The organism is Dyadobacter diqingensis (assembly GCF_024220585.1).
GTDB classification, from domain to species: domain Bacteria; phylum Bacteroidota; class Bacteroidia; order Cytophagales; family Spirosomataceae; genus Dyadobacter; species Dyadobacter diqingensis.
This window is the reverse complement of record NZ_JAMXKF010000001.1, coordinates 1,180,826-1,197,376: the sequence shown is the minus strand read 5'-3', so window position 1 is coordinate 1,197,376 and position 16,551 is coordinate 1,180,826. Positions and strand designations below refer to the sequence as shown.

The following is a 16,551-nucleotide window of genomic DNA, read 5'->3' as shown; positions in this document are numbered from 1 at the left end:
ACGTATTTTTACTAAATCTAACATGAAGTGTTTTTTATGAAATTATATAAAATAAGGTTTACTCCGCAAAGTTTTTTATTATTCGTAGTAATATCTCTTGTCTGGACTGGTTGTGGTGATCCAGAAGTGACCCCGGTAAAGGATGGGTCGGTGAGTTTCGAAATCGTGCCGAAGCAATTTCCGATCACGCCGGGAATTATTGATGAAGCGTCCGGATTAGCCAACAGTTTGAACATAAACGGATATTTATGGACTTTGCAGGATTCAGGAAAACCCAATTCGCTGTACCTGATGAGCAATGATGGGAAAACAATAAAAGAGTTCAACGTACCAGGCTCAACCAACCATGACTGGGAGGACCTGGCAAGTGGACCAGGACCAATTGACGGCGTTAATTACCTTTACATCGGAGAAATCGGAAATAATAATCTTCCGATGACCGCCACCAATATTATTTACAGAGTCAGGGAAATCGGTAATATCTCCGGTGCTTACAGCCCGGATAATCTTGAAAAAATAACATTCAGTTATCCTGATGGCCCGCGTGACGCAGAAACACTTTTACTTGATCCGCTGACGAAGGATATTTTTGTTGTTTCAAAAGAACTGGATAAGGCCGGGCTTTACCGTCTGCCATATCCACAATCCACTTCGGGAACGATTACCGCAGAAAAACTCGGAACAATCCCGTCTGTTGTTTTTACCACCGGAGGCAGCATATCTACGGATGGAAGTGAAATACTGATCAGAAACTATACATCTGCTTTTTACTGGAAACGCACTGCCGGTGAAACAGTAGCACAAACCCTGCTGAACGGTGCAAAGAAACAATTGTTTATTGCGCCAGAACCGCAAGGTGAAGGAATTTGCTTCGAACGGGAGTCAAAAGGTTTTTATACAATCGGTGAAAAGGGACAGGCTGCCAGTGTCAATTTAAATTATTATCTAAAAAAATAGTATTGCTGTTTATGTTCAGAAAAATTCTCCTCACTGTCCTGCTATTTTTCGTTTGGTTGGCAAATGCGACGCAAACGATAGCACAGGATACTTTTATCAAAGACAACTATTCCAAAAAGGAGTTTGATATCCCCATGCGTGACGGGATTAAACTGCACACCATTGTGTACAGTCCAAAAGATGCAGCGGCCAATAATAAATATCCTTTTCTGATGCAACGGACCTGTTATAGCGTTGCTCCGTATGGAGAGGACACCTACCCGCTGAGACTGGGTCCGAGCACGCTTTTAATGCGTGAGAAGTACATTTTTGTCTATCAGGATGTTCGTGGCCGTTATAAAAGTGAGGGCGTCTGGACGAATATGACGCCGCATATCGATGTGAAAAAAAATAAAAATGATGTTGACGAAGCCTCGGATACGTATGACACGATCGAATGGCTCTTGAAAAATATCAACCATAATAACGGCAGGGTAGGGCAGTGGGGGATTTCGTATCCCGGGTTTTACACCACGGCCAGTGCTTTATGCGATCACCCGGCTTTAAAAGCATCCTCGCCGCAAGCTCCGATTGCTGATTTTTTTCATGATGATTTTCACCATAACGGAGTTTTTACACAAGGTTATTACCTGACTTTCCCTGTTTTCGGCATCAAACCTGATGCGCCGACAGATGCTTCCTGGTTTGCAAACGATTTTATCAAACCGGCACCGGATGGTTATACTTTTAATCTGAATGTGGGTCCGTTGAAGAATTTTGATCAGTATTATTCCAAAAACTTTTTCTGGCAGGAAACCATAAACCATCCTAACAAAGATGATTTCTGGAAGAAAAGAGATATTCTGCCACATCTGAAAGGGTTGAAACATGCCTTCATGACGGTCGGTGGCTGGTTTGATGCTGAGGATTTATACGGTCCGCTGAATACCTATAAAACGATCGAGAAAAATAACCCGGGCATTTATAATACCCTCGTAGTCGGGCCTTTTGGCCATGGCCGATGGAGCCGGGAAACGGGACACACGCTGCATAACGATATTTATTTTGGAGACAGTATTGCTACTTTTTATCAGAATACAATCGAAGGTAAATTCTTCAATCATTTCCTGAAAGGTGCCGGGGATGGCAAGTCGGGATTACCTGAGGCTTATCTTTTTGACACAGGGAAAAAGGAATGGAAAACTTATGACAAATGGCCGGTGGCTAATGTGGAAAAGAAAAAACTATACTTTTTGTCAGGTGGGAAATTAAGCTTTTCGGCACCGAAAACGGCCAGGTCTTATTCAGAGTACGAAAGCGACCCGTTGAAGCCGGTGCCTTATACTCAGAATTACAAACAAATGTCTGGTTTTACGCCTTTTGAATATATGTCGGAAGATCAGCGTTTTGCATCGACACGGCCGGATGTGCTCGTTTTTGAAACGGAAGTTTTAACAGAAGAGCTTACACTTGGCGGCGAAATCGCTGCACAGCTTAAAATCAGTACGACCGGAACAGACGCCGATTTCTTCGTCAAATTAATTGACGTTTATCCTGATGATGAAAAGAACAACGCGTTTCAGCCCGACCCGAAAGTGGTGATGGCAGGTTATCAGCAAATGGTAAGAAGTGAAGTTGTGCGGGCCCGTTTCAGGAATAGTCTGGAAAAACCGGAGCCGTTGGTTGCCGGGAAGTTAACCGATATTTCCTTCCGTCTTCAGGATGTTTTGCATACCTTCAAAAAAGGGCATCGCGTGATGGTGCAGGTTCAAAGTACGGCGTTCCCGTTGTTTGACCGAAATCCTCAAAAGTATGTCGACAATATATATAAAGCAGAACAATCAGATTTTATCAAGGCAACGCAACGGATATATCATCAGACAGGTGCCGAAAGCGGCCTGGTGGTTGATGTCTTGAAATAGGGATACAGGGTGGGAAATTTTTCTCACCCTTTCTTTTTTAAGATCGGATGGTTTGATTTAATATCTTGCTTAAAAGCTGCTCCGGATTAATCGGTTTTGATACGATATCGGTCATCCCGATATTAAACATATCCTGCTTAGCATCCGGCGCCAGGCTCGCGGTAACCGCAATTACAGGCACTGTTTCCCCACGTTCTCTTAGTTGTCTCGTGGCCTCGTAGCCATCCATTACCGGCATATGCAGATCCATCAGGATAATCTGATGTAAAAGCGGATCAAATTTGTCCAGGGCCTCCTGCCCGTTGACCGCCACGTCCGAAACCGCTCCCCATCTGCGCAAAAAGCCCTGTACGACCAGTACGTTCATCCGGTTATCTTCCACAACCAGAATACGGATTCCCTGCAATGGTTTTTCTTCCGGGTTCTCGTTGACAACAGCTTCCTGCTTTTTGATAGCTTCCAGTATCTTGAATGTCTGCGTAAAGTAAAAATCGGAGCCTATACCTTCTTCACTTTTCAGTTGAAGTGCAGATCCCTGCAATTCTAAAAGCCGTTTACTGATGGCCAGTCCCACGCCGGTTCCGCCAAAACCTCTGGTTGAGGAAGACTCGATCTGGGTAAACTGGTCAAATATGATTTTCTGTTTTTCAGGTGCGATACCAATTCCCGTATCCTGAACGGATATTTTTAGTGAAACATCCTGCGCAGTTCGTTCCGTTATACTTACTTCCAGTTTTACCCAACCTTTACCGGTAAATTTAATGGCATTGGAAACCAGATTGGTGATAATTTGTGAAAGTCTTTTTGAATCCCCAGTTACACGATACGGAAGGTCTTGGTCGAGTTTTAAAATGACATCGATACCGGCATCTCTGGCGGTATTGGTATAACCGGATATAATGTTTCTGGCGATTTCGGAAACATTCAGAGACTCATTCACAAACTGGATCTTACCTTCCTCAATAGCATTCAGGTCGAGGATATCGTTAACGATTGTCAACAGGTTATTCGCAGAATACAAAAGCATATCGAGGTGTTGCTTTTGGTCGGGCCGTGGCGACTCTTTGATCATGATATGGCTCATACCGATCACCGCATTGAGCGGTGTTTTGATCTCGTGGCTCATGGTGCTCAAAAACTGATTTTTTACCATTAAACCTGTTTCTGCATCGGCTTTTGCCTTTTTTAAAGTGTATGCAAAACGGAAAGATAAGATCACCGACTGACAAAAGAAGAAGCAGATATATCCAAGAAACAAAGAGAGTTTTTCGGGGTAGGCGATATTGTAATAGGCAAATATCAGGGATAAAAAAATGATAAAAATAGCGACAGTGCTCAGCAGTGCATATTTGGCTCCGATGCGTTTATTTCTGTATGCTTTCCAGTAAATGTAAATCGCAAAAAGGATGTAGAGAACCAGTAAGGCGATGAAAGGATTTATTAATTCCGTGAAAAGCAATGGAGGAGAAACCAACGTGATTAATGTCAGCGCAAAACATATCCCCGTCATGCAGAAAATGATCTTGTGTGGCGTGTCTTCCGGGAAAAGATTGCGTGTATACAAGGCAAACATGGCGACCGCAAGAAACAGGGAAATGTATTCGCAATGAATGGCCAGTTGCCAGCTTACCGCGGGAAACAAGGCATGAAAGGCGTAATCTCCGGTGCCGATGATGCGATAACTGTAAAAAAAGCAAAAGAGCGAGAAATAAAGGGTCGATTTGTCGTGGCGTCCGAGCAGATATAATCCCAGGAAATAAAGGCCACCCATGATCATACAACCCGTGAGCAGGAAGTCCAGCGCATGATCCAGATTACTTTTCGCCTGCAATTCACTGAACGATCCTATTTCAATGGACTTGGTTATACCGCCTTTTGAATGACGAAAATTGGCAATATGAAGTGTGAGATTTAATGTATCCGAAGACGGAAAAGGTTTGATCTGGGTGGACCAATAGGGGGTGGTTTCCTCCTTTGTTGTCCCGGGCTTCCCATCCTTCGCGATCAGTTTTCCATTGACATACAGTGCATAAGCGCTGTACATATCCCTGATCTTAAAGGCAAGCTGGTCTCTCTTGTGAGGAAGGATAACTTTTACTTCATAAGTAGCAAATCCCTGTGACGGCAATTGTTTTCCCCTCCATTTTGTTTCACGCCACGGCTTGGGTAATGATACAAATTCGGAATAGATTTCGGGCGTGTGCGGCTTTTTTAAGGTTTTCCAGTAAAATTTCCATTCGCCATCCAGCGCAACAGAAGACTGATCAAGGTCGGCTGATTTCAGGTTGATCACACCTTTAACTGCCTGAGCGGAGAATGAGGAATGATCAGCAAAACACGGCTCATAAGTGAACGCCAGGTTCAACAACAATAGAAACGACGCTAAATACGATACAAGATGCCGTGTCATTTTTTCATCAATAATTGGAGCCAGTGATTAAATGATGTATCGGGCAAGGTCAGTTCGTTATCCTCTTATTTGAATATATCAGTAAGAGGTATCGATAAAGAAAATGACTTTTTTGTGTGTAAAATAATAAAAATACGTTTTTTTACTTTACGGTCAAGCATAGATTAAAAAAACGAAGATTATGCAGCCGGTTTGTAATGGAATTGAAATTCTCCTTGTTTGAATATTAACGTAGCAATTATATGAATAATAAACTCTTAGGAATGACAGTACTTACCGCCACTTTACTGGCCTCGAATGGCTCGGCCCAAAAGATAAGTTACCCCAAAACCAATCAGATAGACCACGTTGATGAATACCACGGAACGAAAGTGTCCGATCCTTACCATTGGCTTGAAGACGACCGCTCCGCTGAGACAGCTGCCTGGGTAAAGGCGCAAAACGAAGTTACATTCGGCTATCTGGACAAAATACCTTTCAAAGGCAAGATCTTTTCCGATCTCGAAAAGGCTTATAATTATCCCAAATATTCGGCTCCGACAAAAAAAGGCGATTATTTCTATTTTTATAAAAATGACGGTTTGCAAAATCAGGCAGTTCTTTATCGCCAGAAAGGACTTCGGGGCACTCCCGAAGTTGTTCTGGACCCCAATAAACTTTCTGCCGATGGTACAACGCGGTTGACGGTTTTCAAACTTTCAAAGACCGGCAATCACGCAGTGCTGGGTTTTTCAAAGGGGGGCTCCGACTGGCAGGAGTATCAGGTTATGGATATGAAGACTTTGAAAATGCTTTCGGATAAAGTGGAATGGGTAAAAGTTTCGGGTGCAGCATGGCAGGGTGATGGTTTTTATTACAGCAGTTACCCAAAACCGGAAGGCAGTGCCCTGGCAGCGAAAAACGAAAACCATCAGGTTTTTTATCACAAAATCGGAAAGGCTCAGTCTGAGGATAAACTGATTTTTGAAGATCCTGCGAACGGACAACGTTTTCATACAGTCAGCACGACAGAAGACGAGCAGTTTGCGGTTTTGTATGTGAGTGACCGTGGAAAGGGGAAAGACGGGAATGGCCTTTGGGTGATGAAAAAGGGAGACACCAGGTTTACTGCGGTTAAAGAAGAAATTACGGATTTTAGTTACAGCATCATAGAAGATGTTGACGGCGGATTTTTGGTGGAAACCAATGAAAATGCACCAAACGGCAAAGTGTTGTTTTACGAAGCCAAAACAAAGAGCTGGAAACCGTTTTTGCCTGAGAAACCAGAGCCGCTGCAAGGAGCGGGGACCGCGGGAGGGAAAATCTTTGCATCGTATTCCAAGGATGTTACTTCACGGGTTTACGTTTATGATATGAAAGGAAAGCTGGAAAATGAGGTTCAGCTGCCGGGCCTGGGAACCGTTGGAGGTTTTGGAGGGGATAAAGAGGACACTTTTGTGTTTTACACCTATACCTCTTTCAATTACCCGCCGACTATTTTCAGATATGACATAGCAAGTAAAAAGAGCAGTGTTTTTCGTGAGCCGGAGGTTTCTTTCAAACCGGAAGACTATGAAACGAAACAAGTATTTTACGCCAGCAAGGACGGAACGAAAGTTCCGGCTTTCATCACCTACAAAAAGGGGCTGAAATTGAATGGTGCCAATCCGACAATACTCTACGGTTATGGTGGGTTTAACATCAGCCTGACACCAGCGTTTAGTCCTACCCGTATCCCGTTTCTGGATCAGGGAGGGGTATTTGTGCAGACGAATTTGCGTGGCGGGAGTGAGTACGGGGAGAAGTGGCATGAGCAGGGGATGAAGCTAAAAAAGCAAAATGTTTTTGATGACTTCATTGCCGCAGCGGAATTTCTGATCAAAGAAAAGTATACTTCACCGGAACGTTTAGCCATACAGGGTGGGTCGAATGGCGGTTTACTTGTTGGAACTGTAATGAATCAGCGGCCTGAATTATTTAAAGTGGCATTCCCGGCAGTAGGTGTGATGGATATGCTTCGTTTCCATAAGTTTACCATAGGCTGGAACTGGATCGCCGATTACGGGAGCAGTGACAATCCGGAAGAATTCAAGATGCTTTACGGGTATTCGCCTCTGCATAATATCAAAACCGGCATTAATTATCCAGCCACGATGATTACCACCGCCGACCATGACGACCGCGTGGTTCCCGCCCATTCCTTTAAGTATGCTGCTGAATTACAGGAGAAAGCGGCCGCTTCAACTTCTAATCCGTTGTTGATACGGATCGATACAAACTCGGGACATGGAGCAAGTAATACCAAAAAGGCATTGGAAACACAGGCTGATATTTATGCGTTTCTGTTCCATAATATGGGTCTGAGCTGGAAGTAATTAGATTTTAATATTAATATAAGTAACCGAAAATTAAATTATTACTATTTTAATTTGATTTGCTGATTTTTTGTTTGAAATTTGAATGACTACATCGACAGTGACATACGTTACTGTCGATTTTTTTTCAACGTCTCTGAACAACTTCGTTATAATAATCCGGCAAGAATGAGGCAGTTTCATTCTGCCTAAATTTCGTTGTATTTTAATTCACACTTATTTTTAGTATTATGAAACAGTATTACTTAGGTTTTATTCTTCTTTGTTTTGCAAGTCGGAGCTTTGCGCAGACATTGGAAGATGATCGACTGGCATTGATTGCGGTATACACGGCAACGGTGGCTGGGATGGGAGGAGATCCATACGGAGGGTTAGGCGATCAGGGTGTGCCGGGCAGTAGTCCATGCGGTTGGAAGGGGGTAACATGTTCTGGAGGGAGGGTTTCCGAACTAAATATTATTGATGGCTCATTATCAGGTTATTTACCTGCCGAAATTGGGAATCTGACGGCTTTGACGAAACTTGTATTAAAACGGACTTTTTATGGCAGTTATGGTATAAGAGGAGTGATACCGGTAACTCTGGGGAACTTGGTGAATTTGGAATATCTGGACTTAGGTGGCAATAGTTTTACCGGACAGTTGCCGACAACGATTGGAAACTTATCCAAATTAACCTATCTAAATCTAAGTTATTTTCCATTTTCCAGCTCTACGCCAGAATTCGGTGGATTAACGGGCGCAATTCCGGTAGAAATTGGAAATCTGGCTAATTTAATTATTCTGAATATTTCCGATCAAAACCTGAAGGGTAATTTGCCTGCTGAATTAGGAAACTTAACGAAGCTTGAGGTTCTGAGTCTAGCCAATAATGATTTTACAGGATCCATACCATCTTCTTTGGGAAATCTGTCGTCATTAAAGACCATTAATTTGGCTTACGGGCTTTATCCACCTGCAAGAGAACCCAAAGGGCATCTTTCCGGCAGCATTCCTGCAAGTTTTGTTAATTTAACGAACCTTCAATTTTTGGATATTACCAGGCAAAGCCTAAGTAATGGCATAGCTAATTTATCGGGCGTGCCCACTACCGCGACGGTAAATATCAGCGAAAATAGCTTCAACTTTAACGGAATGGAAAATAATATTAATCGTTTGGATTTTTATAACGATCAGGCTATTATTCCCCTGCATATCGTAATACCATTGGCTATCCCTGTGGGACCATCAGGACCGTATGGATTTTTATCAGTGGATGCCGGAGGAACGTTGGCAAATAACACTTACAAATGGTACAAGGATGGTGTTCCCGTGTTAACAAAAACCGGAGATGCTTCCTTTATTCCTCCGGGATTGGGAGTTTATCATGTTACGGTAAGCAACAGCCTTATTCCAAATTTAACCTTGGTAAGTGACGCATATACTATTACGTCTCCATTTCCTGTAAACCTTACCTCATTCACTGGTGAAAATACTTCTTCTGGTAACGTCCTCAGCTGGAAAACTACCTCAGAAACCAACAACAAAGGCTTCCAGATCGAACAAAGTGCCGATGCGAAAACTTTTGAAAGTATTGGTTTCGTTGATGGACTGGGGGATAACCTGGGCGATAAAAACTATACCTTTCTGGATAGAAAACCTTACTTCAAAACTTACTACCGCCTGAAACAACTGGACTACGACGGAAAATCGGAATATTCCCGCATCATTACGGTGAAACAGGACAAAACAAAACTTAGTGTTTATCCGAATCCTGCAAAAAATGAATTTTTTGTTTCGGGACTGGATGGGGAAGAAGTTGTTGAAATCAGGAATGCTACGGGCAAAATTGTGCTGGAACAAAAGATAGGCTCTGCTCAATCGGTTGCTACCAATCAACTTGTTAACGGAATTTATCTCATAAGAATCGGAGATGAAGTAAAGAAATTAATGATAATGAGATAGGTAATATTTAAATAACATTTGCCAAAACACTATGAAACGGTATTATTTGATTTTTGCTATTTTGTCTTCTATCAATGTAAGTTTTGCGCAAACACTCGAAGGCGATCGATTGGCCCTATTGGCTTTTTATACCGCAACAGACGGAAATAATTGGAGAAATAATACCGGGTGGAATCCTTCGGGAGGGCCTGGCGAAAGTCCTTGCAGCTGGTATGGTGTCAGTTGCAATCCCGCGGGGGATAGAGTGACAGAAATAAAGCTCTCTCAGAATGGATTGACGGGTTATGTGCCCAGCGAAATAGGAAATTTAACCGAGTTAATTTATCTGGATCTTGCCGGTGTAGGTAGTATCGAATATGGTGGTGGTTTAAACAATAGTATACCTGTTGAATTTGGAAATCTAAAAAAACTGGAATACCTGAATCTGGGAGGGAATTATTTTAATAGTACCAATTTGGAAGTACTGGGTAATTTGACGAAACTAAAATACCTCTCAATAACTCCTTACTGGCCAATTCCTGATGAATTTAAGAATTTGTTAAATCTGGAGCATTTAGATCTTTCAGTTTTTGATGCGACGGGTATGAGTGGCTCAGGAAATGCCGGAAATATACCCGCATTCTTTGGCGATTTTGTAAAATTGAAAACTTTTAAAATGCAGCGGGCTGGTATAACTGGAAATATACCGGTTGAAATTGGCAACCTTACCAATTTGGAATTATTAGATTTAACCGGCAACTATAATCTGGTAGGTCCTATACCCATTGAGATAGCTAATCTAATTGATATTCAGTCTATAATCATATCAAAGACTCGAATTTCAGGAACCATTCCTGTTGAATTGGGGAATTTGATTCACTTGAATGTTTTGGATTTAAGCAGTAATCAACTTACGGGAAGTATCCCTGCTGAGCTTGGAGAGTTAGTCAACTTAACCAGGTTAGATTTAGGTTCAAATTTGCTGACAGGATCAATCCCTGCCCAACTCGGCAATTTTACCAATCTAACAGAGTTCAACTTGACTTCAAATTCGCTTACGGGGAGTATTCCCATTGAATTACGTAATTTAACTAAGCTAAGAAACGGCTATTTAGATTTTAATAAACTTAGTGGTACAATTCCGGATCTGACAGGTTTGCCTGCCAATTCTTTGAGCATAGGATTGAACATGTTTACGTTTAGTGGAGTTGAGGACAATTTAAGTCGCTTGAGATTCTATGCGTGGCAAGGTTCCATCAATATAACTCCCTCAGCAACATTGTCATCAGGAAATGTTGTTCTTTCCGTAGAGGCGGGAGGTACCCTGAGTAATAACACATACTTTTGGTACAAAAATGGGAGCATAGTAGCTACAAATACGGGGAACAAAGAATTTACTACGACAGGTGTCGGGCTTTATAGTGTTCGGGTTAGTAACAGTGTGGCAACGGGTCTAACACTAACAAGTAATAATTTTAACTTTACCGCCCTACCCGTCACCCTAACCTCATTTTCAGGAAAAACCAGCTCAGAAGGAAACCTCCTCACCTGGAAAACCACCTCAGAAACCAACAACAAAGGTTTCCAGATTGAACGAAGTGCCGATGCGAAAACATTTGAAAGTATTGGTTTCGTGGATGGACTGGGGGATAATTTGGGAGAAAAAACCTATACTTTTTTGGATTCAAAACCTTATTTCAATACCTACTATCGCCTGAAACAACTGGATTGGGACGGGAAATCGGAATACTCCCGCATCATTACGGTAAAACAGGACAAAACAAAACTGAGCGTTTATCCAAATCCTGCAAAAAACGAGTTTTTTGTTTCAGGACTGGATAGGGAAGAGGCCGTTGAAATCAGGAATGCTGCGGGCAGGGTTGTGCTGGAACAAAAGGTAAATCCCGCGCAACCAGTTCGGACGGATAAACTTTTAAACGGACTTTATTTAATCAAAGTAGGGGAAGAAACGAGGAAAATAGTCATTCAAAATTAACAGGTTAAATATACTTTCTTGCCAAACGGCCTGGGTAGATATCTCTGCTCAGGCCGTTTTAATTAAAAAATAACTTATTTATCTTATATTTTTTTAGTATGCAGGATACCACAGGACGGTACCCAAAGCGAAGTTTTCTAATCTTGTATCGTAATTAAAAGTCAAATAAATTGATTTTACTCACCCATTATTTTTAAGCGGTTTTAACGAAAAAGTGATTATAAAAACAAAATAATATGAGCATTTTAAAAGCAGAGCAGTACAAGTACGTGAGTTATCTTTGGGACGAAGAAAAAGCGGCTTCTTTAGGTGACGACCAGGTGGAATTACTTCTTTACCGTTCTAATTTGTTGGGAGCGGACCTTCGTCTTACAAACTATGCGGGAGGTAATACCAGCTGCAAAACCATCGAGAAAGATCCGTTGACGGGTAACGATGTTGAGGTGATGTGGATCAAAGGTTCAGGTGGTGACATCGGTACTTTGAAGAGAAGCGGATTGGCTGGTCTTTATCAAAATCGTCTGCATGCTCTGAAAAATATTTACCGTGGTCTCGAATTTGAAGATGAAATGGTTGAGCTTTTCAATCACTGTATCTATGACCTGAAATCAAAGGCTCCGTCTATCGATACGCCTTTGCACGGTTTGTTGCCGTTCAAACATATCGACCACTTGCACCCTGACGCACTTATTGCTATCGCTGCTTCGAAAGAAGGCGAGGCGATTACGCAGGAATTGTTCAACGGCGAACTGGCGTGGGTACCTTGGCAGCGTCCGGGTTTTGACCTGGGCCTTAAACTGGAAAAAACACTTGCCGATAACCCGGGTATCCGTGGAATCGTTTTGGGTGGACACGGTTTGTTTACCTGGGGTGACACAGCTTACGAATCTTATATCAATACTTTGGATGTCATCGAAAAGGCATCCGCATATCTTGAAGAAAACTACGGCAAAAAACGTCCGGTTTTCGGTGGGGCAAAACAGGAAAGTCTGGCTGCCGATCGCCGTTTGGAAGTTGCCGGACAGTTGGCTCCTTATTTGAGAGGGCTAGCTTCTGACCGTCAGACGATGGTTGGTCACTTCACGGATGATGCCCGCGTTCTGGAATTCATCAACAGTAATGATCTTGGAAAGCTGGCTCCGTTGGGTACAAGCTGCCCTGATCACTTCCTGCGTACTAAAATCCGTCCGTTGGTTTTGGATCTTTCTTTGGAAACATTGACCGGCGATGCTCAGGCAATTCTGGACATTATCCGTCCGCAATTTGAAGCATACCGTGTCGATTACCAGGCGTATTATGACCGTTGCAAACACGATAACAGTCCGGCAGTTCGTGACCCGAACCCGGTTATTATTTTGTATCCGGGCGTGGGTATGTTCTCTTTTGCAAAAGACAAACAAACGGCACGTGTGGCAGCGGAATTCTATACCAACGCAATTAACGTAATGAAAGGTGCGGAAGCGGTTTCATCCTACGTTTCTTTGCCTGAGCAGGAAGCTTTTGATATCGAATACTGGTTATTGGAAGAAGCCAAATTACAGCGTATGCCGAAAGAAAAATCACTTTCCCGCAAAGTGGCTTTCGTAACCGGTGGATCGGGTGGAATTGGCAAGGCTATCGCGCAGAAATTCCTTGAAGAAGGCGCGTGTGTGGTCATTTCTGATATCGATGATAAATCTCTGGCTGAAACAAAAAGCGAATTCGATGCCAAATTTGGCAAGGATTTCTCAGCGACAGCGAACGCTAACGTATTGGAAGTTGACCAGATCAAACAAGGTTTACATACAACAAAACTGAAATTTGGCGGTGTTGATATCGTGGTAAACTGCGCAGGGCTTTCGATTTCGAAACCTTTGGCAGAAACAACGATCAAGGACTGGGATATTTTGCAGGATGTTTTGGTAAAAGGCCAGTTCCTGGTATCTCAGGAGTCTGTGGCGGTGATGCGTCAGCAGGGATTAGGAGGTGATATTATCAATATTGCAAGTAAAAACGGATTGGTTTCAGGACCAAATAACGTCGCATACGGAACGGCAAAAGCGGCTCAGCAGCACATGACCAGACTTTTAGCGGCAGAATTAGGGCCGGATAAAATCCGTGTGAATGTTGTGAACCCTGATGCCGTTATTTCCGGAAGTAAGATCTGGGAAAGCGGATGGGCTGCCGGTCGTGCAAAAGCTTATGGTATCAAAATTGAAGAATTGCCGGCTTATTATGCAAAACGCACCGTTTTGAATGCTGAAATTCATACAGAGGATATTGCAAACGGGGTTTTTGTATTCGTTGGTGGATTGTTAGGGAAAAGTACCGGAAATGTGTTGAACATTGATGGTGGAGTGCCAGCGGCATTTGTTCGCTAGTACTTAAAACGAAAGCTGTGCCAAAAGTGAATTCTACTTTTGGCACAGCTTCTTTTTTACAAAATACAGGAGTAAAACCTGCGTTGATGGTTTATAACGCGCAACGACTTTCCAGTCGGTTTTGCTCTGAATCTTAAAATCTCTAATGCTAAAAAAATGAGAATAGAACAATATCGGATAGACCAGCATAATGAAGGTTTGCTTGGGAAACATAACAACCAATTTATTTTCCTTAAAGAGCAGCTGGGCGAGCAGGGTATCGATGCCCATGCGATCGTCAAAACCTTGCAGGCGTTTCAGGTAGCGATACCAAGCTGGGCGCTGGGAACAGGCGGAACCCGGTTTGGGCGCTTTTCGGGTGCGGGGGAGCCAGGATCTCTTGTTGAAAAGATAGAAGACGTTGGGATTTTGCATGCTTTGAACCGTTCAAGCGGTTCGATTTCTCTGCACATTCCATGGGATATCCCAAGTGACGCCAATGCGATGATTGATCTGGCGTCGTCACTGGATCTGAAATTTGATGCGGTCAACTCAAACACTTTTCAGGATCAGAAAAACCAGGAGTTATCCTATAAATATGGCTCTCTGTCGCACGTGGATCCGAAGGTGCGCAAGCAAGCCGTTGAACATAATATTGAAGTAATCAAATATGGTAAGGAGCTAGGATCAAAGGCGCTTTCAATCTGGCTTTCGGATGGCTCTTGTTTTCCAGGCCAGTCAAATTTTGTGCGGGCTTTTCAGAACACATTGGAATCTTTGCAGGAAATTTATGCAGCACTTCCAGACGACTGGAAGGTTTTTGTGGAGTACAAAGCCTACGAACCGAATTTCTATTCGACGGTTATCCAGGATTGGGGTAGTTCATTGCTGTTCTGCAACAAACTGGGCCCGAAGGCGGACGTACTGGTCGATTTGGGACATCATTTGCCAAACGCCAATATCGAACAAATTGTTGCCACCCTGATGATGGAAGGCCGTTTGGCTGGTTTCCATTTTAATGATTCCAAATACGGAGATGATGATTTAACCGTAGGCAGCATCAGACCTTACATGTTGTTCCTGATTTTTGTGGAGCTTGTTGAGGGAATGAAACGCGCCGGAAAAGGCAGCGACGGATTTGCCTGGATGATCGACGCAAGCCATAACGTGAAAGATCCTTTGGAAGATTTAATGCAGTCTGTGGAAGCGATCTTGCTGTCGTATGCACAGGCGCTTATTCTGGATAGCAAAAAACTGGAAATTGCCCGTCAGAACAATGATGTTGTGTTGGCTCAGCAGTTATTGCAAAATGCTTTCAGAACGGATGTGCGTCCTTTGGTAAGAGAAGCAATGCTGCACAGCGGCGGTTCTCTTGACCCGATTGGTCTTTTCCGTGATCTTAAAATCAGAGAAAGTCTGATTAGCGAGAGAGGTACTGTAACGGTGGCAACCGGCTTATAAAATTTGCAGTGGATATGAAAAATAAATTGCCATTCCGGATTTTTCGGAATGGCAACTTCGTTTATAACGACTTCCGTCTGATCAGTGTAAACGGATTTTTGATGCTTTCGGTTTTATTCTGCATCACCAGCCTGGCGGCAGATTTTCCCATTTGCTCGTGATCTGTTGAAATGGTGGTGATACCATCGAGCAAAATCTCCTTCAAAGGTGTTTCATTGTAAGAAATAATGCCCACGTCTTTGCCCACCACCAGTTCCTGCTCATTGCATTTTTTGATGAGGTTTACCAGGTCAGTTTCCTCAATAATTACATAGGCCGCATCTTTCAGAACCACAATGTTTTCATCGGTTTCATAAATGATCTCGTGATCAAACTGGTGCTGGATGCAGAAAAGCCTGAAACCTTTGATAATTTCTTTGGGATAAGGAATCAGCGTAGGAAATATCAGGATCAGTTTGTTGTAAACTTTTAACAAATCAATTGCTTCATTGAGGGCGTGAAGAATGTCCTTTTCAAAGTTTTGATAAACCGATGAATGTTTCGAAAGACCCGATTCCAGAATGTCTTTGTCCAGTAAAATCAGCTTTTCAGCCGGAATCAGTTTTAATATTTTTACAGCCTCTTCCTCATTTTCATAGAAATGCGGCATGATCACATAGTAATCATATTCGCCAATGCTGTTTTTAATCAGATTGTTGAAAATATTGATGTTGGAGTGATGTATGTGAAGGTCCACAATCACATTTCTACCGACATTTTCTACGAAAGAATTATAGATCTGTTTTTTATAATTACTTATTTTATTGAAAACCAGCAAAATCCTCGAAGTTGTTTCAATATCAACCCGGTTGATAAAATAACCTTTGCCACGCACGGATATCAAAACGCCGTCTTTGATCAGATGTTTATACGCCTTCTCAACCGTATCACGAGATAATAAATATTCTTCGCTTAACTGGTTGATAGACGGTATTTTATCTCCTCTTTTTAGCTTCCCTTTACCAATGGCCAACAGCAACGATTTGATAATTTGCATGTACTTTGGCGCACTCTCTTTAAAGTCGATATCAAACTGGATTTCCATTAAAGCGTTCATAGGTTTAAAGTGTGCTAAAATTACTACATTTCCTCAAAATTTGACTATTTAAACAAAAACGTAACAAATAAGAAATGCATTAATTTAAAAAGAACGATACATAAAAAAGCTCCTC

9 protein-coding genes are annotated in these 16,551 nt (G+C 42.5%); 7 read left to right on the top strand and 2 right to left on the bottom strand.

Going from position 1 to position 16,551, the window contains the following annotated elements; genetic code table 11:
• The first annotated feature begins 36 nt into the window (after positions 1–36).
• A complete protein-coding gene (locus M1L62_RS04800) occupies positions 37–957 on the top strand; it encodes a PE-PGRS family protein (protein ID WP_254411867.1) in 921 nt (306 codons plus the stop codon).
• A gap of 11 nt (positions 958–968) precedes the next feature.
• Positions 969–2,858 (top strand): CocE/NonD family hydrolase, encoded by a 1,890-nt coding sequence (locus M1L62_RS04795; RefSeq protein WP_254411866.1) that lies wholly within the window; start codon positions 969–971, stop codon positions 2,856–2,858.
• 37 nt (positions 2,859–2,895) lie between these two features.
• On the opposite strand, the gene M1L62_RS04790 is transcribed toward M1L62_RS04795, so the two are convergent.
• Complete coding sequence (locus M1L62_RS04790; protein ID WP_254411865.1) at positions 2,896–5,268, bottom strand: ATP-binding protein; 2,373 nt, start codon at positions 5,266–5,268, stop codon at positions 2,896–2,898.
• A gap of 242 nt (positions 5,269–5,510) precedes the next feature.
• Here M1L62_RS04790 and M1L62_RS04785 point away from each other — a divergent pair, with 242 nt between their 5' ends.
• From M1L62_RS04785 to M1L62_RS04765, 5 genes are all read left to right on the top strand, one after another.
• Positions 5,511–7,622 carry a prolyl oligopeptidase family serine peptidase gene (locus M1L62_RS04785; RefSeq protein WP_374760289.1) on the top strand — a complete coding sequence of 704 codons (2,112 nt, stop codon included), beginning with the start codon at positions 5,511–5,513 and terminating at the stop codon, positions 7,620–7,622.
• 230 nt (positions 7,623–7,852) lie between these two features.
• Positions 7,853–9,565 (top strand): leucine-rich repeat domain-containing protein, encoded by a 1,713-nt coding sequence (locus M1L62_RS04780; RefSeq protein WP_254411864.1) that lies wholly within the window; start codon positions 7,853–7,855, stop codon positions 9,563–9,565.
• Between the two features lie 454 nt (positions 9,566–10,019).
• On the top strand, positions 10,020–11,540 hold the full coding sequence (locus M1L62_RS04775; protein ID WP_254411863.1) for a leucine-rich repeat domain-containing protein: 1,521 nt from the start codon (positions 10,020–10,022) through the stop codon (positions 11,538–11,540).
• Positions 11,541–11,776: 236 nt separating this feature from the next.
• Complete coding sequence (locus tag M1L62_RS04770; protein ID WP_254411862.1) at positions 11,777–13,900, top strand: bifunctional aldolase/short-chain dehydrogenase; 2,124 nt, start codon at positions 11,777–11,779, stop codon at positions 13,898–13,900.
• Positions 13,901–14,056: 156 nt separating this feature from the next.
• Positions 14,057–15,340, top strand: coding sequence for a sugar isomerase (locus M1L62_RS04765; RefSeq protein ID WP_254411861.1), 1,284 nt, complete (start codon positions 14,057–14,059; stop codon positions 15,338–15,340).
• A gap of 61 nt (positions 15,341–15,401) precedes the next feature.
• Here the strand turns inward: M1L62_RS04765 and M1L62_RS04760 are convergent, their stop codons facing one another.
• Positions 15,402–16,436, bottom strand: coding sequence for a GntR family transcriptional regulator (locus tag M1L62_RS04760; RefSeq protein WP_254411860.1), 1,035 nt, complete (start codon positions 16,434–16,436; stop codon positions 15,402–15,404).
• Positions 16,437–16,551: the final 115 nt, after the last annotated feature.